The sequence below is a fragment of the Pseudomonas sp. NFX71 genome (assembly GCF_048079215.1).
GTDB classification, from domain to species: Bacteria; Pseudomonadota; Gammaproteobacteria; order Pseudomonadales; family Pseudomonadaceae; genus Aquipseudomonas; species Aquipseudomonas fluorescens_B.
On record NZ_CP182230.1, the window covers coordinates 6,588,330 to 6,613,701 of the forward strand.

At 59.9% G+C, this 25,372-nt stretch carries 21 protein-coding genes; 16 read left to right on the forward strand and 5 right to left on the reverse strand.

The window, feature by feature from the left end; all coding sequences use genetic code 11:
- Nucleotides 1–524 precede the first annotated feature (524 nt).
- The 11 genes from paaA (at nt 525) to ACM1ZW_RS30760 (ending at nt 12,824) form a co-directional block, all read left to right on the forward strand.
- Complete coding sequence (gene paaA, locus ACM1ZW_RS30710; protein WP_017339745.1) at nt 525–1,514, forward strand: 1,2-phenylacetyl-CoA epoxidase subunit PaaA; 990 nt, start codon at nt 525–527, stop codon at nt 1,512–1,514.
- 28 nt (nt 1,515–1,542) lie between these two features.
- Nucleotides 1,543–1,824, forward strand: a complete 282-nt coding sequence (gene paaB / locus ACM1ZW_RS30715; RefSeq protein WP_416739948.1) for a 1,2-phenylacetyl-CoA epoxidase subunit PaaB — start codon at nt 1,543–1,545, stop codon at nt 1,822–1,824.
- Nucleotides 1,825–1,832: 8 nt separating this feature from the next.
- Nucleotides 1,833–2,594: a 1,2-phenylacetyl-CoA epoxidase subunit PaaC gene (paaC, locus tag ACM1ZW_RS30720; protein ID WP_414878008.1), complete on the forward strand. Its 762-nt coding sequence runs from the start codon at nt 1,833–1,835 to the stop codon at nt 2,592–2,594.
- Complete coding sequence (gene paaD, locus ACM1ZW_RS30725) at nt 2,581–3,114, forward strand: 1,2-phenylacetyl-CoA epoxidase subunit PaaD (protein WP_017339747.1); 534 nt, start codon at nt 2,581–2,583, stop codon at nt 3,112–3,114. The genes paaC and paaD overlap by 14 nt, the downstream gene beginning before the upstream one ends.
- Nucleotides 3,115–3,147: 33 nt before the next feature.
- Nucleotides 3,148–4,224 (forward strand): 1,2-phenylacetyl-CoA epoxidase subunit PaaE, encoded by a 1,077-nt coding sequence (gene paaE / locus ACM1ZW_RS30730; RefSeq protein ID WP_017339748.1) that lies wholly within the window; start codon nt 3,148–3,150, stop codon nt 4,222–4,224.
- Nucleotides 4,225–4,399: 175 nt separating this feature from the next.
- Nucleotides 4,400–4,708 carry a DUF485 domain-containing protein gene (locus ACM1ZW_RS30735; protein ID WP_017339749.1) on the forward strand — a complete coding sequence of 103 codons (309 nt, stop codon included), beginning with the start codon at nt 4,400–4,402 and terminating at the stop codon, nt 4,706–4,708.
- Nucleotides 4,705–6,351 (forward strand): cation acetate symporter, encoded by a 1,647-nt coding sequence (locus ACM1ZW_RS30740; RefSeq protein WP_414878009.1) that lies wholly within the window; start codon nt 4,705–4,707, stop codon nt 6,349–6,351. Before ACM1ZW_RS30735 ends, ACM1ZW_RS30740 begins: the two co-directional genes overlap by 4 nt.
- A gap of 32 nt (nt 6,352–6,383) precedes the next feature.
- A complete protein-coding gene (locus ACM1ZW_RS30745; protein ID WP_416739949.1) occupies nt 6,384–7,637 on the forward strand; it encodes an OprD family porin in 1,254 nt (417 codons plus the stop codon).
- 59 nt (nt 7,638–7,696) lie between these two features.
- Nucleotides 7,697–9,751 carry a phenylacetic acid degradation bifunctional protein PaaZ gene (gene paaZ, locus ACM1ZW_RS30750; RefSeq protein ID WP_017339752.1) on the forward strand — a complete coding sequence of 685 codons (2,055 nt, stop codon included), beginning with the start codon at nt 7,697–7,699 and terminating at the stop codon, nt 9,749–9,751.
- Between the two features lie 362 nt (nt 9,752–10,113).
- On the forward strand, nt 10,114–11,235 hold the full coding sequence (locus tag ACM1ZW_RS30755) for an HlyD family secretion protein (RefSeq protein ID WP_416739950.1): 1,122 nt from the start codon (nt 10,114–10,116) through the stop codon (nt 11,233–11,235).
- Nucleotides 11,232–12,824, forward strand: coding sequence for a DHA2 family efflux MFS transporter permease subunit (locus tag ACM1ZW_RS30760; RefSeq protein ID WP_414878013.1), 1,593 nt, complete (start codon nt 11,232–11,234; stop codon nt 12,822–12,824). The genes ACM1ZW_RS30755 and ACM1ZW_RS30760 overlap by 4 nt, the downstream gene beginning before the upstream one ends.
- A 33-nt stretch (nt 12,825–12,857) precedes the next feature.
- Here the strand turns inward: ACM1ZW_RS30760 and ACM1ZW_RS30765 are convergent, their stop codons facing one another.
- Entirely contained in the window at nt 12,858–15,443 is a 2,586-nt protein-coding gene (locus ACM1ZW_RS30765) for a putative mucin/carbohydrate-binding domain-containing protein (RefSeq protein ID WP_416739951.1), read from the reverse strand.
- Between the two features lie 227 nt (nt 15,444–15,670).
- Nucleotides 15,671–16,111 carry a carboxymuconolactone decarboxylase family protein gene (locus tag ACM1ZW_RS30770; protein ID WP_017339756.1) on the reverse strand — a complete coding sequence of 147 codons (441 nt, stop codon included), beginning with the start codon at nt 16,109–16,111 and terminating at the stop codon, nt 15,671–15,673.
- A gap of 259 nt (nt 16,112–16,370) precedes the next feature.
- Here ACM1ZW_RS30770 and ACM1ZW_RS30775 point away from each other — a divergent pair, with 259 nt between their 5' ends.
- The 3 genes from ACM1ZW_RS30775 to ACM1ZW_RS30785 all read left to right on the forward strand — a co-directional run bounded on the left by ACM1ZW_RS30775 (nt 16,371) and on the right by ACM1ZW_RS30785 (nt 20,367).
- Nucleotides 16,371–16,877 (forward strand): sigma-70 family RNA polymerase sigma factor, encoded by a 507-nt coding sequence (locus ACM1ZW_RS30775; protein ID WP_017339757.1) that lies wholly within the window; start codon nt 16,371–16,373, stop codon nt 16,875–16,877.
- Nucleotides 16,877–17,836, forward strand: coding sequence for a FecR domain-containing protein (locus ACM1ZW_RS30780; RefSeq protein WP_414883216.1), 960 nt, complete (start codon nt 16,877–16,879; stop codon nt 17,834–17,836). Before ACM1ZW_RS30775 ends, ACM1ZW_RS30780 begins: the two co-directional genes overlap by 1 nt.
- A 101-nt stretch (nt 17,837–17,937) precedes the next feature.
- Entirely contained in the window at nt 17,938–20,367 is a 2,430-nt protein-coding gene (locus ACM1ZW_RS30785; protein ID WP_416739952.1) for a TonB-dependent siderophore receptor, read from the forward strand.
- Nucleotides 20,368–20,515: 148 nt separating this feature from the next.
- Here ACM1ZW_RS30785 and ACM1ZW_RS30790 read toward each other — a convergent pair whose 3' ends face one another.
- From ACM1ZW_RS30790 to ACM1ZW_RS30800, 3 genes are all read right to left on the reverse strand, one after another.
- Nucleotides 20,516–21,958 (reverse strand): mechanosensitive ion channel domain-containing protein, encoded by a 1,443-nt coding sequence (locus tag ACM1ZW_RS30790; RefSeq protein ID WP_017339760.1) that lies wholly within the window; start codon nt 21,956–21,958, stop codon nt 20,516–20,518.
- 181 nt (nt 21,959–22,139) lie between these two features.
- Nucleotides 22,140–22,766, reverse strand: a complete 627-nt coding sequence (gene ycaC, locus ACM1ZW_RS30795; protein WP_007907677.1) for an isochorismate family cysteine hydrolase YcaC — start codon at nt 22,764–22,766, stop codon at nt 22,140–22,142.
- Nucleotides 22,767–22,838: 72 nt separating this feature from the next.
- A complete protein-coding gene (locus ACM1ZW_RS30800) occupies nt 22,839–23,705 on the reverse strand; it encodes a pirin family protein (RefSeq protein ID WP_416739953.1) in 867 nt (288 codons plus the stop codon).
- A gap of 104 nt (nt 23,706–23,809) precedes the next feature.
- Here ACM1ZW_RS30800 and ACM1ZW_RS30805 point away from each other — a divergent pair, with 104 nt between their 5' ends.
- Both ACM1ZW_RS30805 and ACM1ZW_RS30810 read left to right on the forward strand, forming a co-directional pair.
- Nucleotides 23,810–24,718, forward strand: coding sequence for a LysR substrate-binding domain-containing protein (locus tag ACM1ZW_RS30805; RefSeq protein ID WP_017337618.1), 909 nt, complete (start codon nt 23,810–23,812; stop codon nt 24,716–24,718).
- Between the two features lie 96 nt (nt 24,719–24,814).
- A complete protein-coding gene (locus tag ACM1ZW_RS30810; protein WP_017337617.1) occupies nt 24,815–25,354 on the forward strand; it encodes a PaaI family thioesterase in 540 nt (179 codons plus the stop codon).
- Nucleotides 25,355–25,372: the final 18 nt, after the last annotated feature.

The following is a 25,372-nucleotide window of genomic DNA, read 5'->3' on the forward strand; positions in this document are numbered from 1 at the left end:
GATGACGGCCTGATAGCCGGCCTGCAGCTCTTCAGAATCATCGGCGGTGAACGCCCATGTCATGCCCGCCAACAATCCCCTGTGGGAGCTAGCCTGCTAGCGATGGAGGCTCAGACACTGCGTTCATTCAGACAGCACGCGTTATCGTTGGCGACCATCGCTAGCAGGCTAGCTCCCACAGGGAATGTACACATCCGAAGAGCCTGGCCGGCCGGGAGGCCGCCTCGGTTGCATGGGCGGTGGGCCCACGGAGCAGGACCGGAAGGAGGGCATGCCGAGCCTAAGCGAGGCACCGAACGAAAGGGGCAAAAGCGCTTGGTTACTTGGCGCTTCTCCAAGTGACTCGCCGTAAGGGCGAAACCAATAGCCGCCGTTACCGAAGAAACGGATATGTACACCCACCCCCTCCCCCCCAAAGCGATACAAAAAATAATACGACACTATATTTTCTGTTTGATATTAAATTCTGTATCGCTTATAAAGTTCTCCATGCCCTCGATTCAGATTCAAGGCGGGAGACCCCCATGTACGCACAGCTCGTAGAAACCGGCGTAAAGCGCATCAAAGACCTCTCGGAGATGTCCGAACAGGAACGTGCCTTCCAGGAAAAAATCGATTCAGAAATCAAGATCGAAGCGAAAAACTGGATGCCTGATGCCTATCGCCAGACCCTGATCCGCCAGATCTCCCAGCACGCCCACTCCGAAATCGTCGGCATGCTGCCCGAAGGCAACTGGGTCACCCGCGCGCCATCGCTCAAACGCAAACTGCAACTGATGGCCAAGATTCAGGACGAAGCGGGCCACGGCCTGTACCTGTACAGCGCCATGGAAACCCTCGGCGCCGACCGTGACGAGGAAATCGCCAAGCTGCACAGCGGCAAGGCCAAGTACTCGAGCATCTTCAACTACCCGACCTTGAACTGGGCCGACATGGGCGCTGTGGGCTGGCTGGTGGATGGCGCAGCGATCGTCAACCAGGTCGTATTGCAGCGCACCTCGTATGGCCCCTACTCCCGGGCCATGGTGCGCATCTGCAAGGAAGAAAGTTTCCACCAGCGCCAGGGCTACGAAATCCTCCTGACCATGATGCGCCACGGCAATCAGGCACAAAAAGACATGGTCCAGGACGCGATCAACCGCCTGTGGTGGCCGTCACTGATGATGTTCGGTCCAAGCGACGAACACTCCCCCAACAGCGCCCAGTCCATGGCCTGGAAAATCAAGCGCCAGAGCAACGACGAACTGCGCCAGCGCTTTATCGACCAGACCATCCCGCAACTCGAATTGCTCGGTTGCACCTGCCCCGACCCGGACCTGAAGTGGAACGCCGAGCGCGGTCACTACGACTTCGGCGAAATTCAGTGGAGCGAGTTCTACGAAGTGCTCAAGGGCAACGGCCCGTGCAACCAGGAACGCGTCGCCACCCGCCGCAAGGCGATCGAAGACGGCGCCTGGGTCCGTGAAGCCGCGGTCGCACACGCTCGCAAAAAACACAACAAGAACGCCGCCTGATTCGACCACCTGATCTGGAGACACCGCCATGTCCGAATGGACCCTTTTCGAAGTCTTCGTGCGCAGCAAGCACGGCCTCAACCACAAGCATGTGGGCAGCGTGCACGCCGCCGACACCACCATGGCCATCGAAAACGCGCGCGAGTTGTACACCCGTCGCAGCGAAGGCATGAGCCTGTGGGTGGTGCCATCGGCGCTGATCACCGCCTCATCGCCGGATGAAAAAGACCCGCTGTTCGACCCCTCGGACGACAAGGTCTACCGCCACGCCAGCTTCTACGAGCTGCCGGCCGAAGTCGGGCACATGTGAGGTCGACCATGAACACCAAGACTGATCTGATCGAATACCTGTTGCGCCTCGGCGACAGCGCCCTGATCCAGGGCCAGCGCCTGTGCCAATGGTGCGGCAAGGCCCCGGCGCTTGAAGAAGAACTGGCGCTGATGAATGTCGGCCTCGACCTCGTCGGCCAGGCACGCAACTGGCTCGAATACGCCGCCGAACTGCTGGACGACGGCCGCGATGCCGATCACCTGGCATTCCGCCGCGATGAGCGCGCCTATCGCAATCTGCTGCTGGTGGAACAACCCAACGGCGATTACGCGGTGACTATCCTCAAGCAGTTCCTGTATGACGCCTGGCACCTGCAAGTGCTCAGCGGCCTGAGCCAATCCAGCGACGAGCGTATCGCCGGGATCGCCGCCAAAGCGGTGAAGGAAGTGACCTATCACCTGCGCCGGTCCGGCGAGTGGGTCGAGCGTCTGGGCGACGGCACCGAGGAGAGCCACCAACGCATGCTCGCGGCGATCCCTGAGGTTTGGCGCTTCACCGTTGAACTGACCAGTGCCGATGGCAGCGAACAGCGTTTGCACGCAGCCGGCATTACCCCGGACGCCGCCCAGGTCGCCGCGGCCTGGCAAGCCAAGGTCAACGAGATTTTCGCCAGCGCCACCCTGCCCGTGCCGGCCGCGCCGAACTATTTCTATCTGAATGCACGCAAGGGCCTGCACACCGAACACCTGGGCATTCTGTTGGCCGAGATGCAATTCCTGCCACGAGCGTACCCCGATGCGACCTGGTGACCTGATCGCCAGCGACCTCGGCGCCCGGCCGGCACAACCGACCGACCTGGCCGCCGCGTGGGCGACTCTGGCGCAAGTCATGGACCCGGAAGTGCCGGTGGTCAGCGTCGTAGACCTGGGCATCGTGCGCGATCTCGACTGGCAAGCCGGGCATCTGCATGTGGTGGTCACACCGACCTACTCCGGCTGCCCCGCCACCGAAGTGATCGAAAGCGATATCCGCGATGCGCTGGAGCTCGCCGGTTTTCGGGCGCCGCAGCTGGAACGCAAATTGACCCCGGCCTGGACCACCGACTGGATCACCGACAGCGGCCGCGAACGCCTGCGTGCCTACGGCATTGCACCGCCCGACGGCAGCACCAGCAAGCGCAGCCTGCTCGGTGAAAGCCCGGTGATCGTCTGCCCGCAATGCGGCAGCGCGCACACCGAAGTGCTCAGCGAGTTCGGCTCCACCGCGTGCAAGGCGTTGTACCGCTGCGTCGATTGCCGGGAACCGTTCGACTATTTCAAGTGCATCTGAGCGGCGATCGGCCGTCCCAGCTGGAGAACAATAATGAGTAAATTTCACAGCCTGACCATCAAGGACGTTCGCGCCGAGACCCGTGACGCGGTGTCCATCGCCTTCGAGATTCCGCAGCACCTGCAAGACAGCTTTCACTTCACCCAGGGCCAGCACCTGGTGATGCGTACGCAAATGGACGGCGAAGAAGTGCGTCGTTCGTATTCGATCTGCACCGGCGTCAACGACGGTGAATTGCGCATCGCCATCAAGCGCGTCGCGGGCGGGCGTTTTTCAGCGTTTGCCAACGAACAACTGAAGGCCGGACACAGTCTGGAAGTGATGCCGCCGGCCGGGCATTTTCATGTCGAGCTCGATCCCGCTCGCCATGGCAATTACCTGGCGGTTGCAGCAGGCAGCGGCATCACGCCGATCCTGTCGATCATCAAGACCACCCTGCAAACCGAACCCCATAGCCGCGTGACGCTGCTGTATGGCAACCGCTCAAGCTCCGGCGCGTTGTTCCGCGAACAGCTCGAAGACCTGAAAAACCGCTACTTGCAGCGCCTGAACCTGATCTTCGTCTTCAGCCGCGAACAGCAGGATGTCGACCTGTACAACGGCCGGATCAACGCCGAGAAATGCGAGCAACTGTTCACTCGCTGGCTCGATGTCAAAGCCCTCGACGCGGCGTTCATCTGCGGCCCGCAGGAAATGACCGAAACCGTACGCGACAGCCTGAAAGCCAACGGCATGCCGGCTGAGCGTATCCACTTCGAACTGTTTGCCGCCGCCGGCAGCCAGCAAAAACGCGAAGCGCGGGAAGCCGCACGGCAGGTGGATGCCGCGGTCAGCCAGATCACCGTCATCAGCGACGGCCGCGCCCTCGCCTTCGATCTGCCGCGCAACACCCAGAGCATCCTCGACGCCGGCAACGCCCAAGGCGCCGAACTGCCCTACTCGTGCAAGGCCGGCGTGTGCTCGACCTGCAAATGCAAGGTCATCGAAGGCGAAGTGGAAATGGACAGCAACCACGCCCTGGAAGATTACGAAGTGGCTGCCGGTTATGTGCTGTCGTGCCAGGCCTTTCCGGTCAGCGACAAAGTCGTCCTGGATTTCGATCAGCTCTAAGACGCAACGCAAAACACCTGTGGGAGCGAGCCTGCTCGCGATGAAGGCAGTCCATCCAGCATCAATGGAGGCTGACCCACCGCTATCGCGAGCAGGCTCGCTCCCACAGGGGGCCAGTGATCGACCGGAATACACCGTTTCACCCCACAACAAAAACAACAACCGAGAGCGCGCCATGACACCCAAAGACGTAGAACTCATCCGCCAACACCCCGACTTCATCCAGTTGGTCCGCCGCAAACAGAACCTCTACTGGTCGCTGTCGCTGATCATGCTGGTGATCTATTTCGGCTTCGTCCTGCTGGTGGCGTTTTCCCCCGCCACCCTCGGCCAATCCCTGAGCGGTGGCGTGACCTCCGTGGGCATGCTGGTCGGCGTGGTCATTGTGGTGCTGGCCTTCGCGTTGACCGGCTTCTACGTCTATCGCGCCAACAACGTCATTGACCCACTCAACGAAAAACTGAAACAGGAGTGCGCCCGATGAGCCGTCTTCTCGCGTTGTTCCTACTGCCTCTGGCTTTCATTGCTGACTTTGCGGCAGCCGCCGACGGCGCGTCCCGCCCGCTGAACTGGAACGCCATCGGCATGTTCCTGGTGTTTGTGCTGTTTACCCTTGGCGTCACCCGCTGGGCTGCGTTGCGCACCCGCTCAGCCAGCGATTTCTACACCGCGGGCGGCGGCATGACCGGTTTCCAGAACGGTCTGGCGATTGCCGGCGACATGATTTCCGCGGCGTCCTTCCTCGGCATCTCGGCGATGATGTTTCTCAATGGCTACGACGGCTTGCTCTACGCATTGGGCGTGTTGGCGGGCTGGCCGATCATTCTGTTTCTGATCGCCGAACGCCTGCGCAACCTCGGTAAATACACCTTCGCCGACGTAGTGTCCTATCGCCTCGAACAAACCCCGGTGCGCCTGACCTCAGCGTTCGGCACGCTGACCGTCGCGTTGATGTACCTGGTGGCGCAGATGGTCGGCGCCGGCAAACTGATCGAGTTGCTGTTCGGCATCGACTACCTCTACGCGGTGATGCTGGTCGGTGTGTTGATGGTGTTCTACGTGACCTTCGGCGGCATGCTCGCCACCACCTGGGTGCAGATCATCAAGGCCGTGATGCTGCTGTTCGGCACCACGTTCATGGCGTTCATGGTGCTCAAGCATTTCGGTTTCAGCACCGAGGCGATGTTCGCCGGCGCCACCGCCGTCCATGCCAAGGGCAACGCGATCATGGCCCCGGGCGGTTTGCTGTCGAACCCGATCGATGCGATCTCGCTGGGGCTGGGCATGATGTTCGGCACGGCCGGCCTGCCGCATATCCTGATGCGTTTCTTCACCGTCAGCGATGCCAAGGAAGCGCGTAAAAGCGTGTTCTACGCCACCGGCTTTATCGGCTACTTCTACCTGCTGCTGATCATTGTCGGCTTCGGCGCCATCGTGATGGTCGGCACCGATCCAGCGTTCCGCGATGCCAACGGCGCGATTATCGGCGGCGGCAACATGATCGCTGTGCATCTGGCGCAAGCTGTCGGCGGCAACCTGTTTCTCGGCTTCATCTCGGCGGTTGCCTTCGCCACCATTCTGGCGGTGGTCGCCGGTCTGGCGTTGTCCGGCGCCTCGGCGGTGTCCCACGATTTGTACGCCTGTGTGATGCGCAAAGGGCAGGCTACCGAGCAGCAGGAAATTCGCGTCTCGCGAATCGCCACGCTGTGCATCGGCGTGCTGGCGATCATCCTCGGCTTGCTGTTCGAGTCGCAGAACATTGCCTTCCTCTCCGGCCTGGTGCTCGCCATCGCGGCGTCGGTGAATTTTCCGGTGCTGTTCCTTTCGATGTACTGGAAAGGCCTGACCACTCGCGGCGCGGTCACCGGCAGCCTGACGGGGCTGATCTCGGCGATTGTCCTGCTGGTGCTGAGCCCGGCGGTATGGGTCAACGTGCTGCATCACGACAAGGCGCTGTTCCCCTACTCCAACCCGGCACTGTTTTCCATGAGCCTGGCGTTCTTCAGTGCCTGGCTGTTTTCGGTCACCGACACCTCGCCGCGAGCGGCCCTTGAGCGCGGCCGTTACCTGGCGCAGTTCATCCGTTCGATGACCGGCATCGGTGCTTCCGGCGCCAGCAAGCACTAACAACGACCGACTGATGGCAGGGAATAAAAACAATGAAGCCCGCACGTTCTACACCTTATGAATCACTGTTTTCACTGGCCGCCGCATTGAGTCTGCCCATGGTCGCCCCCAGCGCCATGGCCGACTTCATCGACGACAGCAAGGCCCGTATTGAAATGCGCAACCACTACATCAATCGCGATTTCCGTCAGGACAACGCGCCTCAATCCAAGGCTGAAGAATGGGCGCAAGGGTTCACCGCGCGCATCGAGTCCGGGTTCACCGATGGCACCTTCGGCTTCGGTCTCGACGCGCTGGGGGAACTGGGGTTGAAACTCGACTCCAGCCCGGATCGCCGGGGCACCGGTCTGCTGCCCTTCGGCCCGAACAGCCATGAACCGGCGGACGAGTTCAGCGAACTGGGGCTCACCGGCAAGCTGCGGGTATCCAAGAGCGTGTTGAAGCTCGGCACCCTGCAACCCTTGCTGCCGGTGGTGACCTACAACGACACCCGTCTGCTGGGCTCGACCTTTGAGGGCGGTTTGCTGACCAGTCAGGAGATCACCGGCCTGACCGTGAATACCGGGCGCCTCACCAAGGCGAACCTGCGGGATTCCTCCAGCAACGATGACATCGGTTACGGCGCCGCCAGCAGCGATCACTTCGACTTTGCCGGCGGCAGCTACGCGTTCAGTCCGCAACTGAACCTGAGCTACTACTACGGCAAGCTTGAGCAGATTTATCGCCAGCAGTTCGTCGGGCTGGTGCATACCCAGCCGCTGGGCAATGGTTTCAACCTGCGCAGTGACCTGCGCTATTTCGACAGCCGCGGCGACGGCGCCGAGCGGGCCGGGCGTATCGACAACCGTAATTTCAACAGCATGTTCACCGTGTCCCACGGTGCCCACAAAGTCAGTGCCACGTACCAGCAGTTGTCCGGCGACAGTGCTTTTCCGTTCCTCAACGGCGGCGATCCGTACGTGGTCAACCTGGTGACCTACAACACCTACACCCGCGCCGACGAAGACTCCTGGCAGCTGCGTTACGACTATGACTTCGCCGCGCAAGGCATCCCCGGCCTGTCCTTCATGACCCGCTACACCGACGGCCGCCACGTCAAGGCCGGCGCCGTCGACAACGGCCGCGAACGCGAGCGCGACACCGACATCAGTTACGTCATCCAGAGCGGCCCGTTCAAGGACGTCAGCCTGCGCTGGCGCAACGTGACCTTCCGTTCCGGCAATGGCTTGAGCACCGCCCTCGATGAAAACCGGCTGATCGTCGGCTACACCGTGGCGCTTTGGTAATGCCTGAAAGGGCGCGGTCACGGCTGCGCCAGACTTTTTCTTAACCCGGAGGAATCGTGATGCCTCACGCCCCTACCCTGCAAAGTTTCATCGCCGGTCGCTGGATCGGCCAACACGGTGCCCAGGTGCTGCGCAGTGCCATCGACGGCCACGAGATCGCACGCACCCACGAAGAGCGTCCGGACTTCGCCGAAGCCATCGAGCACGGTCGGCGCCAGGGCGTCAGCGGGTTGATGGCGCTGGATTTCCAGCAACGCGCCCAGCGTCTCAAGGCATTGGCCTTGTACCTGAGCGAACGCAAGGAACAGCTTTACGCGATCTCCCACCACAGCGGCGCCACCCGCGCCGACAGCTGGATCGACATCGAAGGCGGCAACAGCACGCTGTTCACCTACGCCAGCCTCGGTTCGCGGGAACTGCCGTCGGGCAACATCGTCCACGAAGGCCCGGCGCTGCAACTCAGCAAACTGGGCACCTTCGCCGGCACGCATATTCTGGTGCCACGTGGCGGCCTGGCAGTGCACATCAATGCCTTCAACTTCCCGATCTGGGGCATGCTGGAAAAGTTCGCGCCGAGTTTTCTCGCCGGCATGCCGTGCATCGTCAAGCCGGCCAGCGCCACCAGCTACCTGACCGAAGCCGTTGTGCGCCTGATGGACGAATCCGGTTTGCTGCCGGCCGGCAGCCTGCAATTGATCATCGGCGGCACCGGTGATCTTCTCGACCGCCTGCAAGGCCAGGACGTGGTGACCTTCACCGGTTCGGCCGACACCGCGGCCAAGCTGCGGGTCAACCCGAACCTGATCCGTAACTCGGTGCCGTTCAACGCCGAAGCCGACTCGCTGAACTGCGCGATCCTCGCCCCGGACGTCACCCCGGACGATGAAGAATTCGAATTGTTCATCAAGGAAGTCGCCCGGGAAATGACCACCAAGGCCGGGCAGAAATGCACCGCCATCCGCCGTGCGATTGTGCCCGCCAGACACATCGATGCAGTCGCCAGCCGTTTGCGCGATCGCCTGAAGAAAGTCGTGGTCGGCGACCCGTCGGTGGAAGGCGTGCGCATGGGTGCGCTGGCCTCTCACGATCAGCAAAAAGACGTCGCCGAACGCCTGGAAAGCTTGCTGCAAAGCAGCGATATGCTGTTCGGCGCCCGCGACGGTTTCGAACCGCGTGGCGAAAACGTCAGCCAGGGCGCGTTCTTCGCGCCGACCCTGTTGCAGGCCCGCGATCCGCACGCCGAGGGTGGCGCCCACGACATCGAAGCGTTCGGCCCGGTCAGCACCTTGATGGCCTATGACGATCTGGATGAAGCACTGGTTTTGGCCGCTCGCGGCAAAGGCAGCCTGGTGGCCAGCTTGATCACCAAGGACCCGAAGATTGCCGCCAAAGCCATCCCGGTCGCGGCCGCCTGGCACGGGCGCTTGCTGGTGCTGGATCGCGAATCCGCCGCCGAATCCACCGGCCACGGCTCGCCCCTGCCGCAACTCAAACATGGCGGCCCGGGCCGTGCCGGCGGCGGTGAAGAGCTCGGTGGCCTGCGCGCGGTGAAACACTACTTGCAACGCGCCGCGGTGCAAGGCTCGCCGACCATGCTCGCTGCGGTCACCGGCGAATACGTGCGTGGCGCCAAGGTCATCGAAACCGACGTGCATCCGTTCCGCCGGTTCTTCCAGGATTTGCAGATTGGCGAGTCGCTGCTGACCCACCGCCGTACCGTGACCGAGGCCGATCTGGTGAACTTCGGTTGCCTCTCCGGCGATCATTTCTACATGCACTTCGACGAGATCGCAGCCAAGGAATCGCAATTCGGTAAACGCATCGCTCACGGTTACTTTGTGCTGTCAGCGGCGGCCGGGCTGTTCGTATCGCCGGCGCCGGGGCCGGTATTGGCCAACTATGGTCTGGATACGTTGCGTTTCATCAACCCGGTGGGGATTGGCGACACGATCCAGGCGCGCCTGACGTGCAAGCGCAAAATCGATCAGGGGAAAAAGAGCCCTCAGGGCATTCCGCAGGGTGTGGTGGCGTGGGACGTGGAAGTCACCAACCAACTGGGTGAACTGGTCGCCAGTTACGACATCCTCACCTTGGTCGTCAAGCGCGAGGATTGACGCAACCCTGTAGCTGGCTTGCCGGCGATGACGGCCTGAGGATCAATGCAAATCCAAAGGCCGCATCGCCGGCAAGCCCGCTCCAACAGTGGCTTTCAGTGAACGCCCGTTTCACGCGGTACATCGATCAATGACTGTAACCGAACCACTGCGCGCTCAAGCCCAAGCGCTGGAACACGAAAGGACCGAGGTTCTGGTCGCTGAACAGGGCGCTATTGTTCACTGCCTTCTTCACGGACATGCCCGCCCCCTTCCTCTTAAATAAGTACCTGACGGTCGGTATCAAAAATAAATTGCCGCAAAATATTACATACGTCATATTACGAGCATAATTAAACGCCGATTTCCACAGGTAATCCTCTATGACCAGCATGCCCAGCCTTGAACCCGACGTCGCTGTTGCGGTGAGCACGCACAAGCCTCCCCTGCTCAAGCGCCTGATCCTGCTGACGCTGGCCATTGCTGCCCTGGTATTTGCAGGCCTTTACGCCGCCCACTGGTGGACCGCCGGGCGTTTCATCGAAGAAACCGACGATGCCTACATCGGTGGCGACGTGACGGTCATCGGGCCAAAGGTCGCGGGTTACATCGAAGAAGTGCTGGTCAGCGACAACCAGAAAGTGCAGGCCGGCGACGTGCTGATCCGCCTCGATTCCCGTGACTACCGCGCCCACCTGGCCAAGGCCGAAGGCGCGGTTGCCGCCGAAGAAGCCTTGCTCGCCAACCTCGACGCCACCGAACAACTGCAACAGGCGGTGATCGGCCAGGCCCGCGCCGGGATTGCTGCCACGGGCGCCGAAACGGCCCGCTCCCGGGATGACGACGTGCGCTACAAAAAACTGGTCGGCAGCAACGCTGTCTCGGTAGAAAGCGCCCAACGCGCCAACGCCACCTTCAAGACCGCCCAGGCACTCAGTGCCCGGGCCCAGGCCGAACTTCTGGCCGCGCAACGCCAACTGAATGTAATCGCCACGCAGAAACAACAAGCCCGTGCCGCGCTGATGCAGGCCCGCGCCGAGCGTGACCTGGCGCAGTTGAACGTCGGTTACACCGAACTGCGCGCGCCCATCGACGGCGTGATCGGCAACCGCCGGGCGCGGGTCGGCGCGTACGCACAGGCCGGTTCGCAACAGTTGTCGGTGGTGCCGGCGAGCGGGTTGTGGGTCGATGCCAACTTCAAGGAAGACCAACTGGCACACATGACGCCGGGTCAACGGGTGGTCATTCATGCCGACGTGCTCTCGGGTCAGGCATTCCACGGTCATCTGGACAGTCTCGCGCCAGCCAGTGGCTCGCAATTCAGTGTGTTGCCTCCGGAAAACGCCACCGGCAACTTCACCAAGATCGTGCAACGGGTGCCGGTGCGGATCGTGCTCGATCCGGCCGATGGCGTGCTCGGTCATCTGCGTCCGGGCCTGTCGGTCACTGCTGAAGTGGACACGCGCAAGGAGCCTGAAACCCCTGCCGTGGCCCGCGCACCATGAGCCGCGCCCTCGCCGCCCCTGCGCAACCGTTCAACGCCGCCAGCATGGCGACGGCAACCAAGGTGTTGGCCTTCGCCAGCATGTGCATCGGCATGTTCATTGCGCTGCTGGATATCCAGATCGTCTCCGCGTCATTGCGCGATATCGGCGGCGGACTGTCGGCGGGCACCGACGAAACGGCGTGGGTGCAGACCAGTTACCTGATCGCCGAAATCATCGTGATTCCACTGTCCGGCTGGCTCTCGCGAGTGTTCTCGACACGCTGGCTGTTCTGCGCTTCCGCGGTGGGTTTCACCCTGGCCAGCCTGCTCTGCGGCGCGGCCTGGAATATCCAGAGCATGATCGCCTTCCGCGCGTTGCAAGGTTTTCTGGGCGGCTCGATGATCCCGCTGGTGTTTACCACGGCGTTCTTTTTCTTCACTGGCAAACAACGGGTGATCGCCGCCGCGACCATCGGTGCGGTGGCGTCATTGGCGCCGACATTGGGCCCGGTGATCGGCGGCTGGATCACCGACATTTCGTCCTGGCACTGGCTGTTCTACATCAACCTGGTGCCGGGGATTTTCGTCGCGGTGGCGGTGCCGATGCTGGTGAAGATCGATCAGCCGGAACTGTCGCTGCTCAAGGGCGCCGACTATCTGAGCATGGTGTTCCTGGCGCTGTTCCTTGGTTGCCTTGAATACACCCTCGAAGAAGGCCCGCGCTGGAACTGGTTCAGTGACCGCACGATTCTGACCACCGCATGGATCAGTGGCCTGGCCGGTCTGGCGTTCATTGGTCGAACCTTGCACGTGGCCAATCCGATCGTCGATTTACGCGCCCTCAAAGACCGCAACTTTGCCCTCGGCTGCTTCTTCTCATTCGTCACCGGGATCGGCCTGTTCGCCACGATTTACCTGACGCCGCTGTTTCTCGGCCGAGTGCGTGGCTACGGCGCGCTGGACATTGGTCTGGCGGTTTTCTCCACCGGGGTGTTCCAGATCATGGCGATTCCGCTGTACGCCTTTCTGGCCAACCGCATCGATCTGCGCTGGATCATGATGACCGGCCTCGGGTTGTTTGCGTTATCGATGTGGGACTTCAGCCCGATCACCCATGACTGGGGGGCGAAAGAATTGATGTTGCCGCAAGCCCTGCGCGGGATTGCCCAGCAACTGGCAGTACCGCCCGCAGTCACCCTGACACTCGGTGGACTGGCGCCGGCCCGGCTCAAACACGCTTCAGGACTGTTCAACCTGATGCGCAACCTCGGCGGCGCCATTGGCATCGCCGCGTGTGCAACCATCCTCAATGACCGGACCAACCTGCATTTCACCCGCCTGGCGGAAAACCTCAACAGCACCAACGAAGCGCTGAATCAGTGGCTGTCCCAGGTCGGCAACAACTTCGCCACCCTCGGCCAGAGCGGTGACGTGGGCATCACCGCCAGCCTGCGCCAGTTATGGCTGCTGACCTACCGCGAAGCGCAGACGCAAACCTACGGCGACGCGTTCCTGATGATCGGCGCTTGCTTCGTCATCGCCACGGCGATGGTGCCCTTGATGCGCAAGGTGCAACCACCGGCCGCGCCGAGTGCGGATGGTCATTGAGTCGTGTGGGTTACATCTGTCAGCAACGCTTTATCAGGACTCGTCTGCCATCGCAGGCCAGTAGCTGGACAGACTGAGAACATCCGGCCTGCTAACATGAACATGCTGCACCTGCGCCGTCGAAGTTGCCTCCTGATTATGATTATTTACAATTCGGGCGCGTACGGGCTCCCTATGCATAACAGTCAACTTAGTTCCAGGCACAAAAGGTAACTCCACGTCGAGCGCTTCTGCCGGCACGTCCCCGCGTAGTTCATGAAAATGAATGATTTCTCCCTCAGGCGATTTCAACATGATCGATATATACACAGAACTGAAATACGCATGAGGGCGAACAGCATGCATCACCAGACGAATATTCCCCGCCCAGGTATTCATTTCCATGTCAGCTACACTATGCCCGCCAAGTCCTTCAAGACGCCATGTAAAACGAGTACCGGAAATTGTTTGATTGACCGGTGCAGGGTGGAATTCAAGCGTGCGATAGCGCTCAAACAGCTGACTTTTAATCGGCTCCGCAAATGTATTGATCGCTCGACGAAAGTCCTGTTTGATCGGATGCCCATCGTGCAGAGCAAGATGTGGAAGCCGTGCAAAAATCGCCGTATTCTTATCAATTTCAAGCCTTAAATTTTCGCCCGCATCGGTCCCATAACTGATATTCACTAGCCCCTGATTGGTTATCTTCAATGTATTGTTTTCAATGTTTTCAATCACCGCCGATGCCGAACTATTAGAGACGGACATACGACTGGATTCCTTATGAAATAATTCGATAACATACCCCATTGCAATTGGAACTTCCGCAGAGAACAATTCCGTGTACTGGCCCTGCATTTCACGAGAAAAAACAACATCCCCCTGTTCATCCTTTACTATGACTCGGGCATACACAGCCTCCTTGAAATAGACGTGTGGTCTTGAGTAAACAACATCCATCAAAAGGCACCCAGTCGAAACATTTATGCCAATTTTACAAAAAATGCCAGCCAAGCCTCCGAGGAATATGGTTTGATCCGCCAAACCACTTGCATAAGATTTTCTGTAAACACAGTTAAATACACCACCCGCTTGGGTTACTGCTACATAACAGCTAACGGGCTGATATTCGCCATCTTCAGCAGACGGCAACTCCACGACATAAAGCCCCAACGGCAACTTTTCTACGAAAATTGTTGCATTCTCTATTTTTACAACCCTCGCCGCTCCCCGCCCATCGCTCAATAAAAACGACTTACCATTCAGTTCATTATAAACATCAGGTTCAAAAACAAATGACATGTCAGCTGTCAACCCTGTAACGCTGAGCTGCTTACAGCTGACCAGGTCCAGAGGACTTCTCAGCCCCAGCTGCGCCTGGACAGGTTTGAGATGATTTTGCTGAACAAGTCGATAAACAGGGTAAAAAGGTATGGCGTTACTATATGCATTCTCAATCATCTGTCGCGGAGTCAGTGACACTTTTGCAAATGACATAAACTCGGAAACATTGACATTGGCCACATCGATGGCGACAGCACTCAATAAATCCATCGCAAGGTAATTCTCTGGTTTAAACCCGGCACCATTACTCAAGCGACGATAGCGCCGGTAAAACTCGATAATACCTTGCTCGCCAGTACGATCGAATATCAACAACAAGAAAAATAAAATCGCACTCAAATCCCCGCCAACCGTACCCGAATCAAAGTGCTCCCTGAGTAACCCGTAAAGACGTTCCTCACCGCTGGCGTATAACCATCCAACTTTATAGTAATCCTCCCCCAACACCTTTTTCTGATAGTGCGCAGCCAGAACGTTATTCCAAACCTCCCGGAGATAGACGGTACTATAATTCGCGAACATCCCCTCGTACCCATGACCTATTTCATGAATACTTCCCCAATTGGAACCCTTGATATTCAGCCAAAAATTCGCGACAGAATCAGAGGATTGAGCAGTCCATGCGTGTCCATAATAGGCCGCACCACGTCCTGACTTATCGGCCTTCATAAAAAAACGATTAGGTATGTTTTTGTCGGTAAGCGCGACCGGATTGAATGAGAGACCCGCCAGGTAATTGAAGTACTCGAAAATGCCGTCATAGTAATCGACCAGACTCTTCAACCCGGTTGCCTGATGCAATGCTTTCAAGGTGTCTTTATCTTTAGCTGGAATAAGAATCTTCGCGCAAGCAGAGTCAACCACTGCGTATTCGGCTTCCTGGGAATCCCAATCCTGAAAAAAAAGATCGGCATCATACGCCACACTATAAAAAGGAAGACACTTTAAATCACCAAGCACCTCCACTTCAATATTGACGATTTCACCTCCTTTTTCGGTATATGGAGTAGAAAAAAATGGGACAGATACGTAACTTACATAAACTTCCGCCCACTCAGTAGTTACCTCGTAATGAGCTTCAGTTTTAGAGTCATCGTTCAAACAGTTCAACGTTACGCCGCTGTTTGACGCCGGGAATGTTTGCCGAAATCGCATCTTCCCCCCTGCCAGAACGATTATCATCAAGGGGGATCGATCGTGATAGATACCTTTACTTAAACCCGAGCCAAGCAACCAGCCAGGTCTTTCAAGGCAGCAAATCTCATAGAGACGAGATTTGAAATCTACGCGGGTCATAATCATTCCTTCGACAGTGCAGTAATGGACGTCGAAGGAATACTAAAACTGGCAGACAAGCCTGAGTAACTGTCACAATTAACAGCTGACTAGATCTTTTCCACATAAGCCGGCCGAATAAAATAATTAACCAGAAAAGCAAATTGTAGCGACACCCTGACCGCGGCCAGTGGACCTTGATGCGCAAGGAATAACCACCGGCCGCGCCGTCAACGGACGCTCATTGATCAGGCTTGAGGCGTTTTACGGAAACCGACAGCCAGGCGATTCCAGCTGTTGATGGTGGAAATCGCCACGGTCAGGTCGACCATTTCCTTGGGGCTGAACTGCGACGCAACCACTTCGTAGTCTTCGTCCGGGGCGTGGGTCAGGCTCAGTTGGGTCAAGGATTCGGTCCAGAGCAGCGCCGCGCGTTCGCGATCGGTGAAGAACGGTGCCTCGCGCCAGGCCGTCACGGCGAACAGGCGACGTGGGGTTTCCCCGCCCTTGATCGCATCGGCGGTGTGCATGTCGATGCAGAAGGCGCAGCCGTTGATCTGCGACGCACGCAGCTTGACCAGTTCAATCAGGTTCTTTTCCAGCGGCAGCTTCGATACAGCGGTTTCCAGCGCGATCATGGCTTTCAGTGCATCAGGGGAAGCGGTGTAGAAATCGGTACGAGCTTTCATGTCGGGCTCCAGGAGCAAGTGAGGGTGGAGCTACGTTAATCCCGCAGGCCGGCTGCTCAAATAGCCAATATTCCAGAAGTCGAGGAGGCCACCGGCCTGGCCACCGCAGGCTGCGCCTACAAATAAGCAGCGTTCGCTCAACCCCCATAAAAAATAAAGTCTGTCAGGCTGATTGCCAGCACTCGGTCCACGCCACTAGAATGCGATCAATTCTTAATTGCAACCAGGCCCGGACGCCCGAAACGAGTATCTGCCCCCCATGTCGTCAGCCGACCAGCCTTCGAACCAGCACATCCACACCCTCTACAGCGAACACCACGGTTGGCTTCAGGGATGGCTGCATCGAAAACTCGGTAACCGCTGCGACGCGGCCGACCTGGCCCACGATACGTTCCTGCGCCTGTTGACCCGACAAGCCGTCAAACCCTTTGGGAGCGAGCCTCGTGCCTTGCTGACGCACATCGCCAAGGGACTGGTGATTGACCGCTGGCGACGCCAGGACATCGAGCGCGCCTATCTGGAAACCATCGCTCAACTGCCGGTCGCCGAAGTGCCGTCGCCGGAAACCCGCCTGCTGATTCTCGAAACCCTGATGCGCATCGAAGCGCTGTTGCGCGAATTGCCGGCGATCACTCGCGAGACCTTTATGCTGTCGCAGATCGAGGGGTTGACCTATGTGCAGATCGCCTCACGCCTGAGTGTGTCGCTGATCACCGTCAAACGGCACATGCGTGCCGCGTTCATTGCCTGCCTGAGTGTCGCCTGATGAATTCGACGATGATCAACCCGCAGATTCTCGGCGAAGCCGCCGACTGGCTGGTGCAGTTGCATTCAGGGACCGCAACGCCGTCCGACCATCAGGCCATTGCCCATTGGCGCAGCCGCAGTGCCGAGCATGCCCAGGCCTGGCTGCGGGCCGAAGCGCTGCTCGGCGAGTTTCGCAACGTTCCGGCCAATCTCGCCATCCAGACCCTGCAACGGGCTTCACGCAAAGAAGGCCTCAGCCGTCGCCAGACCCTCACGCGCGTGGGCTTGTTCCTGATGGCCGGCCCCTTGGGCTTCGCCTCGCAACATATGCCCTGGCAGCAATGGACGGCCGATCAGCGGACAGCCGTGGGCGAACAGAAACGCCTGCAACTGCCTGACGGCAGCGAGGTGCTGCTCAACACGGAAAGTGCCGTCAACATTGCCTTCAACGGGCTTGAGCGGCGCGTCATGTTGCTGGATGGCGAAGCATTGATCAGCGCCGCGAGGGATTCAGGTGCACGGCCGTTTATCGTGGAAACCCCGCAATGCATAACCCGCGCGTCGGGTGCCCGGTTTTGCGTGCGGATCCATGGTTCGCGCAGTCAGGTGTCCGTGCTCGAAGGGCTCGTGGAGGTCACGCCGCTGTTGGTTTCACAGAGCGCCACCCTCAAGGCTGGTGAACGCCAGAGCTTCAGGCTCGACCGGTTCGACCCGGTGGAACGTTTCGACACCAGCGCCCTGGCCTGGGACAAGGGCATGTTGCTGGCGAACAATATGCGCCTGGATGAATTGCTTGGTGAGTTGAGTCGCTACCGTCCCGGCGTGTTGCGCTGCCATGCGGATGTCGCCGGGCTGCGGGTGTCGGGCGCGTTCTCCCTGCGTGACACTGACGCCAGCCTGCGTCTGCTCAGCGATACGCTGCCGCTGAAAATCAGCAGCCTGACCCGCTATTGGTTGTCGGTCGAACCGCGGGTCTGAAGGCACCGCCATTTTCTTTCACTGCTCCCTGATACCTTTCCGCGTTTCGTTCGGTGTGTGGATAGACCCTTTCAATTCCACGCGCTCGACAGGAACGCCGAATGACTTCAACGCCATTGCACCGCCCCGCCGATTTCCCGCTCAAGGCCCTGAGCCTGAGCATTGCCCTGGCCTTTAGCGCGTTGATGCCCGTGTCCAGCCAGGCCGCCGACGCCATCCATGAAAATACCAGCCGCAACGTCAACATCGGACCGGGGTTGCTCAGTCAGACGCTGGCGCAATTCGCCGTGGCGACCGGGGTGCCGCTGTCGTTCGATCCGGCACAACTGGGCGATCGCCAGAGTCCGGGATTGCAGGGCAACTACAGCGTGCAGTCGGGCTTCGCGCAATTGCTTGAGGGCAGTGGTTTCGAGCTGATCAGCACGGGCGGGAACGGTTACACCGTGGCGCCGCGAATCGCCATCGACGGCGCGCTGGAACTGGGCGCTACCAACGTCAGCGCCATGAGCGACGACAACGCTGACACCTACGGCGGCGGCCAGGTCGCCAGGGTGGCGCAGGTCGGCATGCTCGGTAATCAGGCCGTGAAAGACTTGCCCTTCAGCGTCACCAGTTACACCGCCAGGACCATCGCCGACCAGCAAGCGCAGACCGTGGGCGATGTGTTGCTCAATGATGCCTCGGTGCGCCAGTCCGCCGGGTTTGGCAACTTCTCCCAGGTGTTCATGATCCGCGGTTTGCCGCTGCTGTCCGATGACATTTCCTATAACGGTCTTTACGGCATCTTGCCCCGGCAGATCATCGCCACCGAAGCCCTTGAACGGGTCGAGTTGTTCAAAGGACCGAATGCTTTCGTGAATGGTGTCACGCCCAGCGGCAGCGGGATTGGCGGTGGCGTCAACCTGCAACCCAAACGCGCCAGCGATGTGCCGACCCGCAGCGTCACCCTCGATTACAGTGACGATGGCCGAGTGGGTGGGCATCTGGACCTGGGCCGGCGCTTTGGCGAAGACAACCGCTTCGGAGCCCGGGTCAACCTGCTGCAACGCGAAGGCGCCACCGCCGTCGATGACGAAGACCGTCGCTCGTCGCTGATCAGCGTCGGCCTGGACTATCGCGGCGATCGCCTGCGTGTGTCCACGGACCTGGGTTACCAGAAACAGGTGATCAATCAAGGTCGTTCGGTGGTGTATGTCGACTCGTCCTTGCAGAAAGCGCCCAAGGTACCGGACGCCAACGCCGGTTATGCGCAGAGCTGGAGCTATTCGCAACTGGAGGACACCTTCGGCATGGCCCGCGCCGAATACGACCTCAGCGACAGCTGGACAGCCTACGTCTCCGGTGGCGCCAAACACACCCGGGAAAACGGCGTGTATTCATCGCTGACCGTCACCGACCTCAACGGCAATGCCCGGGGCGGCATGCTCTACTCGCCACACGACGAGGACAACAAAAGCCTGATGACCGGCCTCAACGGCCACTTGTACACGGGGTCGATCAGTCATCAATTGAACCTGGGCCTCGCGGGTATCTGGGGCCAGCAACGCTCGGCGTTCGAAACCATAGGTGCCGCCAGGCGCTACAGCACCAACCTCTACGACGTCACCGATAAACCGCGCCCAAGCCCGACATCGTTCGCCAGCGACATTCACGATCCGCGCATCGTCGGAAAGAACACCCTGCGCAGCGCGGCGGTGTCCGACACCCTGGGCTTCATCGACGATCGCGTCTTGCTCACCCTAGGCCTACGGCGCCAGACACTGAACGTCGACGGCTGGAACACCACCACCGGCGCGCGCACTTCAAGCTATGAAGAGTCGATCACCACGCCGGTCTACGGGCTGGTGATCAAGCCGTGGGAACACGTTTCGTTTTATGCCAACCGCATCGAAGGCCTGGCCAAGGGCCCGACGCCGCCGACCACCGCACTCAACCGCGACGAAACCTTCGCCCCGGTGCGCAGCAAGCAAATCGAAGCCGGCGTGCGCCTGGACATGGACACTTATGGCGCGAGCCTGGGCGTGTACCGCATCGAACAGCCCTCGAGCTACACCCAGAACGGGATCTTCCGGGTCGACGGCCAGCAGCAAAACAAAGGCGTGGAATTGAACATATACGGCGAACCCCTCGATGGCCTGCGCCTGCTGAGCGGTGCGACGCTGATGAAGACCGTGATCGAAGGCAGCACCAACGGTATCAACGACGGCAACCGCGCGGTCGGCGTGCCACGCTTTCAACTCAACGTCGGGGCCGACTGGGACGTGCCGGGCATCGAAGGTGCGGCACTCAGTGCACGGATGTTGCGCACGGGTGGGCAATACCTGAATGCTGCCAACACTCAGAGCATTCCAGCGTGGAACCGCTTTGATGTCGGGTCGCGGTATGCGTTCAGGCTTGATGAAAAGGAAATCACCTTGCGCGCCAACCTGGAGAACGTAGCGAACAAGGCGTATTGGGCGTCGGCAAACGGTGGGTATCTGACGCAGGGGACACCAAGGACGTTGAAGGTGTCGGCGACGGTGGATTTCTGATCTGAGTCAGGCGGTGAACCTGCCGCCGCCATCGCGAGCTGGCTCCCACAGTTGATCTCCAGCGAACCGAAAATTTGCGTTCGACACAGATCCATTGTGGGAGCTGGCTTGCCGGCGATCCGCGCAGCGCGCCATCCAGCACAGATCACTAGGCCCGACTGCGCAACCACTGCAAAAACCCCTTCTTCGCCACCACCTTCGGTGCTTCCTGGGTCAACGTCTGCGCCTTGTGCAAACGAAAATCCAGCAGCGCCTTCATCGCTTCGCCGATGTCATGCCGCGCATCCAGGCACGGTTTGAGGTAGTCCTTCTCGATCCGGTACAGGCTGCAAGCGGTCTTGGCACTGAAGTCCGCCGGCAGCGCCGTATCCGACAGGATCCCGCCCTCGCCGATCACTTCGCCCGGTCCCATGCGCCCGGATTCGAACTTGACCCCGGCACGGCTCAGCGTCACCGAGACCACGCCTGATTCGATGATGAACAAATGATCGCTGACCTCCCCCGCCGGCAGGATCACCTCCCCCGGACGGAAGGTTTGCAGGGTCATGTGTTGTGCGAAGGTTTCTTTCTCTTCCTGACGCAACGTCGAGAAAATCGCCGAGCTTTCCAGCAACGCCCGTGGCCGTGACAGCCCCGCCGGCGCATTCGATTCGACGCTGGACAACAGGCTCACACCAGACGCCTGCAAATGCCGGAACGCCAGATCGAACAGCAGATTGCGCACCATGCGCTTCTGGTCCATCGAGACCACGAAGCCGCTGATTTCGTATTCCACGCCGGTGGCACTCGAGCCTTTGAGGGCCACGCACGGTGCCGGTTTGGCCAGCAGATATCGGCACCCCTCCATCGCCCGTTCCAGCGCATCGATCACTGTTTGCGGCCGCTCATGCGGGCTGAGTTGCAGACTGATCGATACACCGAAAATGTCACTCGGCCGGCTGAAGTTGATGATCTTGGCCTTGGCCGCCAGCGAGTTGGGAATCACCGCCATGCTGCCCTGGGCGGTTTGCAGGCGCGTGGCGCGCCAATCGATGTCGGTGACCCGACCCTCGGTGCCGTCGATGGAGATCCAGTCATCCAGTTGGTAGGGTTTGGTGGTGTTGAGGACAATCCCCGAGAACACGTCGCTGAGGGTGCTTTGCAACGCCAGGCCGACGATGATCGCCAACGCACCGGAGGTGGCCAGCACGCCTTTGACCGGCAGGTCGAGCACGTAGGCCAGGGCCGCGATGATCGCGATCAGGAAAATCACCGCGCCGAGCAAATCCTGGAGCAAGCGCCCGGTGTGCCCGACCCGCTGCATCATCACCGCGCCAATCAACACCGTCAGGGTGCGCGCGCCGAACAGCCACCAGCCAATCTGCAAACCGGTCGCCGCCAGGTGCAGCGGCACATTGTCAGCCCAGGGCGCTGGCTCCAGCGGATTCAAACCCTCGTTGAACAGCAGCATGCTGAACAACGCGAAAATCACCAGCCGCACCACCAGTTTCCAGTTGCTGCCGCCGGCACTGATCAGGCGCCACAATCCCAGGTCGATCAGGATCAGGATCAGGGCGCTGATCAACGGGTGATTGGTGAGCAGTGACAGCATCAAACGACTCCAGGCATGTACGGATGGGCACAGTGTAGGAGCAAACGCGGGCCAGTGGACAATACAAAAACCTGTGGGAGCGAGCCTGCTCGCGATGGCGGTTGAACAGACACATTTGCAGTGACTGATCGACCGCTATCGCGAGCAGGCTCGCTCCCACAGGTTATGGGTGTTGCCAGATTTATTTGCTGTTGGTCAGCGTGTTGTAGCTGGTCATCAGGTTGCGGTAGTCCGGGATGTGGTTGGAGAACAGGGTCGCCAGGCCTTCCACATCGTTACGCCAGTCGCGGTGCAGCTCACACGCCAGGCCGAACCAGGTCATCAGTTGCGCGCCGGAAGACGACATGCGGTCCCAGGCCGATTGGCGGGTCAGCTCGTTGAACGTGCCGGAAGCGTCGGTCACCACGAACACTTCAAAGCCTTCCGCCAGGGCCGACAGCGCCGGGAATGCCACGCACACCTCGGTCACCACGCCGGCGATGATCAGTTGCTTCTTGCCGGTGGCCTTGATCGCCTTGACGAAATCTTCGTTGTCCCAGGCGTTGATCTGGCCAGGACGGGCAATGTACGGCGCATCCGGGAACAGCTCCTTGAGTTCAGGCACCAGCGGACCGTTGGGGCCGGTTTCGAAACTGGTGGTGAGGATGGTCGGCAATTTGAAGTACTTGGCCAGGTCGGCCAGGGCCAGCACGTTGTTCTTGAAACGGTCTGGATCGATGTCCCGCACCAGTGACAGCAGGCCCGCCTGATGATCCACCAACAGAACGGCGGCGTTATCCTTGTCGAGACGTTTGTAAGAAGTAGTCATGGGGTAATCCTCGCTTTTATATCGATGCCGAACGGGCCGGCGACTGGGTTTGGTGATTTCGTTTCAATCTGTTCAACTGCTCATCCGCCCAAACCGACCCGACTGAAAGTCGGCAAAGGCCTGGTGGATTTCCTGCTCGCTGTTCATCACGAACGGGCCATGGCCGACGATCGGTTCGTCGATCGGCTCGCCGCTGAGCAGCAACACCACTGCATCGTTATTGGCTTCCAGACTGATCTGGTTGCCATTGCGTTCGAACAACGCCAACTGTCCTTCGCGCACCAGCTCCAGGCCGTTGACCTGAACCGTGCCGCGCAGCACCACCAACGCGGTGTTGCGGCCTTCATGCAGGTCGAGGGCCAGCAACTTGCCGCCGTTGAGGCGCAGGTCCCAGACGTCGACCGGGGTGAATGTCCGCGCAGGACCGGTGTGGCCGTCGAACTCGCCGGCGATCAGACGCAGGCTGCCGGCCTTGTCCTTGAGCGGGATTCTCGGGATGTCGCCATCGAGAATCGTCTGGTAACCGGCGTCGGCCATTTTGTCCTTGGCCGGCAGGTTGACCCACAGCTGGACCATTTCCAGGGTGCCGCCGGTTTTGGCAAAGCCTTCGGAGTGGAATTCTTCGTGAAGAATTCCCGAGGCGGCGGTCATCCATTGCACATCGCCCGGGCCGATCTTGCCGCCGCTGCCGGTGGAGTCGCGGTGCTCCAGTTCGCCCTTGTAAACGATAGTCACGGTTTCGAAACCGCGGTGCGGATGCTGACCAACGCCACGACGCTCGGTGGTCGGGGTGAATTCAGCGGGACCGGCGTGATCCAGCAGCAAAAACGGGCTGATGTGTTTGCCCAGGTTGTCGTAGGAAAACAGCGTACGAACCGGAAAACCGTCGCCGACCCAATGGGTCCGTGGGCTGGTGTAAATGCCGATGATGTTTTTCATGCTGCCTCCAAATCTGTGGTTTGACGCGATGAACAAAGCTTAAAACCGAACCCTTTGGTGCGCTAGACTGCAAAAATCAGCCTTAGCGTTCTATATGGAGAACGATGGTGGAAGACCTCAACACCCTCTACTACTTCACCCAAGTGGTGGAACATCAGGGTTTCGCCGCGGCAGGGAGGGCGCTGGACATGCCCAAATCGAAGCTCAGCCGGCGCATCGCCGAGCTCGAAGAGCGCCTCGGCGTGCGCCTGTTGCATCGCACCAGCCGGCATTGTTCGCTGACGGAAATCGGCCAGGCCTATTACCAGCGCTGCCTGGCCATGCGCGTAGAAGCGGAAAGCGCCGCCGAACTGATCGAACGCAACCGTTCCGAGCCCCAGGGCCTGGTGCGCATCAGTTGCCCGACCGCGCTGCTCAATTCCTGGGTCGGGCCGATGCTGACCCGCTACATGCTCAAGTACCCGCTGGTGGAGTTGTTCATCGAGAGCACCAACCGCCGGGTCGACCTGATCCACGAGGGCTTCGACATTGCCCTGCGCGTACGTTTTCCGCCGCTGGAAAACACCGACATGGTGATGAAGGTGCTGGGCAACAGCACCCAATGCCTGGTGGGTAGCCCGGCGTTTGCCGAGCGCTTGTCGACGCCCGCCTCCCCGGCCGATCTCAGCGGTTTGCCCAGCGTGCATTGGGGCGCGGCGCAGCGTGAATACCAGTGGGAGTTGTTCGGCGCGGACGGCGCCAGTGCGCTGATTCGGCACGCGCCACGCATGGTCACCGATGACCTGCTGGCGTTGCGTCACGCGGTGCTCGCGGGCATTGGCGTCGCGCACCTGCCTTGTGTGGTGGTGCGCGATGACATCGCCGCCGGACGCCTGGTAGAACTGGTGCCGGGCTGGGCGCCCAAGTGCGGGATTGTCCACGCGATCTTTCCCTCTCGCCGTGGACTGCTGCCGTCGGTGCGGGCGTTGATCGACTTTCTGGGGGAGGAATTCAGTCACAGCGATATTGCGTGAGGGATTCGACACGCGGGGCTGGCGGAGATTTTATTTCGGACATAATATCAGCGCAGATTACAACCATAATATCAGCGCCCGTCCGAGGACATGATCATGCAGAGCCCCAACCGAGAAGCCACCCTCGCCCAATGGATTGCCCAGGAAGACGCCATGCGCGCACGTCTGGCCGCCCCCGGCAGTCTGTCGATGGCCGAGGTCAGCGCGCTGTCGCCCAGCGAATTCTTCGACGGCATCGGCAACGGTGAACTGCCCTCTCCGCCCATTGGCACACTGATGGATTTCATCCCCATCGAATGGTCGGCCGGGCTGTTCATTTTTCAGGGCACACCGGATTCGCGGCATTACAACCCGCTAGGCAGCGTGCATGGCGGCTATGCGGCAACCTTGCTGGACTCGTGCATGGGCTGCGCCATTCACACGCAGCTGAAAAAGGGCCAGGGGTATACGACGCTGGATCTGCGCATCAGCTATGTTCGTGCGTTGACTGGCGCCAGTGGGCCGGTGCGGGCCGAGGGCAAGATCGTCCATCTGGGACGTTCGACGGCGCTGGCCGAGGGGCGGATTTATGATGTGGATGGGCGGTTGTATGCGACGGGTTCGACGACTTGCATGATTCTTGAGGCGCGGGGGTAGCCTTTAAGATCAAAAGAT

Coding starts and splice junctions, on each gene's coding strand:
- ACM1ZW_RS30810 (WP_017337617.1), top strand. CDS start 24,815: ATGCAGAGCCCCAACCGAGAAGCCACCCTCGCCCAATGGATTGCCCAG.
- ycaC (WP_007907677.1), bottom strand. CDS start 22,766: ATGACTACTTCTTACAAACGTCTCGACAAGGATAACGCCGCCGTTCTG.
- paaD (WP_017339747.1), top strand. CDS start 2,581: ATGCGACCTGGTGACCTGATCGCCAGCGACCTCGGCGCCCGGCCGGCA.
- paaA (WP_017339745.1), top strand. CDS start 525: ATGTACGCACAGCTCGTAGAAACCGGCGTAAAGCGCATCAAAGACCTC.
- ACM1ZW_RS30755 (WP_416739950.1), top strand. CDS start 10,114: ATGACCAGCATGCCCAGCCTTGAACCCGACGTCGCTGTTGCGGTGAGC.
- paaE (WP_017339748.1), top strand. CDS start 3,148: ATGAGTAAATTTCACAGCCTGACCATCAAGGACGTTCGCGCCGAGACC.
- ACM1ZW_RS30745 (WP_416739949.1), top strand. CDS start 6,384: ATGAAGCCCGCACGTTCTACACCTTATGAATCACTGTTTTCACTGGCC.
- paaB (WP_416739948.1), top strand. CDS start 1,543: ATGTCCGAATGGACCCTTTTCGAAGTCTTCGTGCGCAGCAAGCACGGC.
- ACM1ZW_RS30805 (WP_017337618.1), top strand. CDS start 23,810: ATGGTGGAAGACCTCAACACCCTCTACTACTTCACCCAAGTGGTGGAA.
- paaZ (WP_017339752.1), top strand. CDS start 7,697: ATGCCTCACGCCCCTACCCTGCAAAGTTTCATCGCCGGTCGCTGGATC.
- ACM1ZW_RS30780 (WP_414883216.1), top strand. CDS start 16,877: ATGAATTCGACGATGATCAACCCGCAGATTCTCGGCGAAGCCGCCGAC.
- ACM1ZW_RS30785 (WP_416739952.1), top strand. CDS start 17,938: ATGACTTCAACGCCATTGCACCGCCCCGCCGATTTCCCGCTCAAGGCC.
- paaC (WP_414878008.1), top strand. CDS start 1,833: ATGAACACCAAGACTGATCTGATCGAATACCTGTTGCGCCTCGGCGAC.
- ACM1ZW_RS30770 (WP_017339756.1), bottom strand. CDS start 16,111: ATGAAAGCTCGTACCGATTTCTACACCGCTTCCCCTGATGCACTGAAA.
- ACM1ZW_RS30790 (WP_017339760.1), bottom strand. CDS start 21,958: ATGCTGTCACTGCTCACCAATCACCCGTTGATCAGCGCCCTGATCCTG.
- ACM1ZW_RS30735 (WP_017339749.1), top strand. CDS start 4,400: ATGACACCCAAAGACGTAGAACTCATCCGCCAACACCCCGACTTCATC.
- ACM1ZW_RS30800 (WP_416739953.1), bottom strand. CDS start 23,705: ATGAAAAACATCATCGGCATTTACACCAGCCCACGGACCCATTGGGTC.
- ACM1ZW_RS30760 (WP_414878013.1), top strand. CDS start 11,232: ATGAGCCGCGCCCTCGCCGCCCCTGCGCAACCGTTCAACGCCGCCAGC.
- ACM1ZW_RS30740 (WP_414878009.1), top strand. CDS start 4,705: ATGAGCCGTCTTCTCGCGTTGTTCCTACTGCCTCTGGCTTTCATTGCT.
- ACM1ZW_RS30765 (WP_416739951.1), bottom strand. CDS start 15,443: ATGACCCGCGTAGATTTCAAATCTCGTCTCTATGAGATTTGCTGCCTT.
- ACM1ZW_RS30775 (WP_017339757.1), top strand. CDS start 16,371: ATGTCGTCAGCCGACCAGCCTTCGAACCAGCACATCCACACCCTCTAC.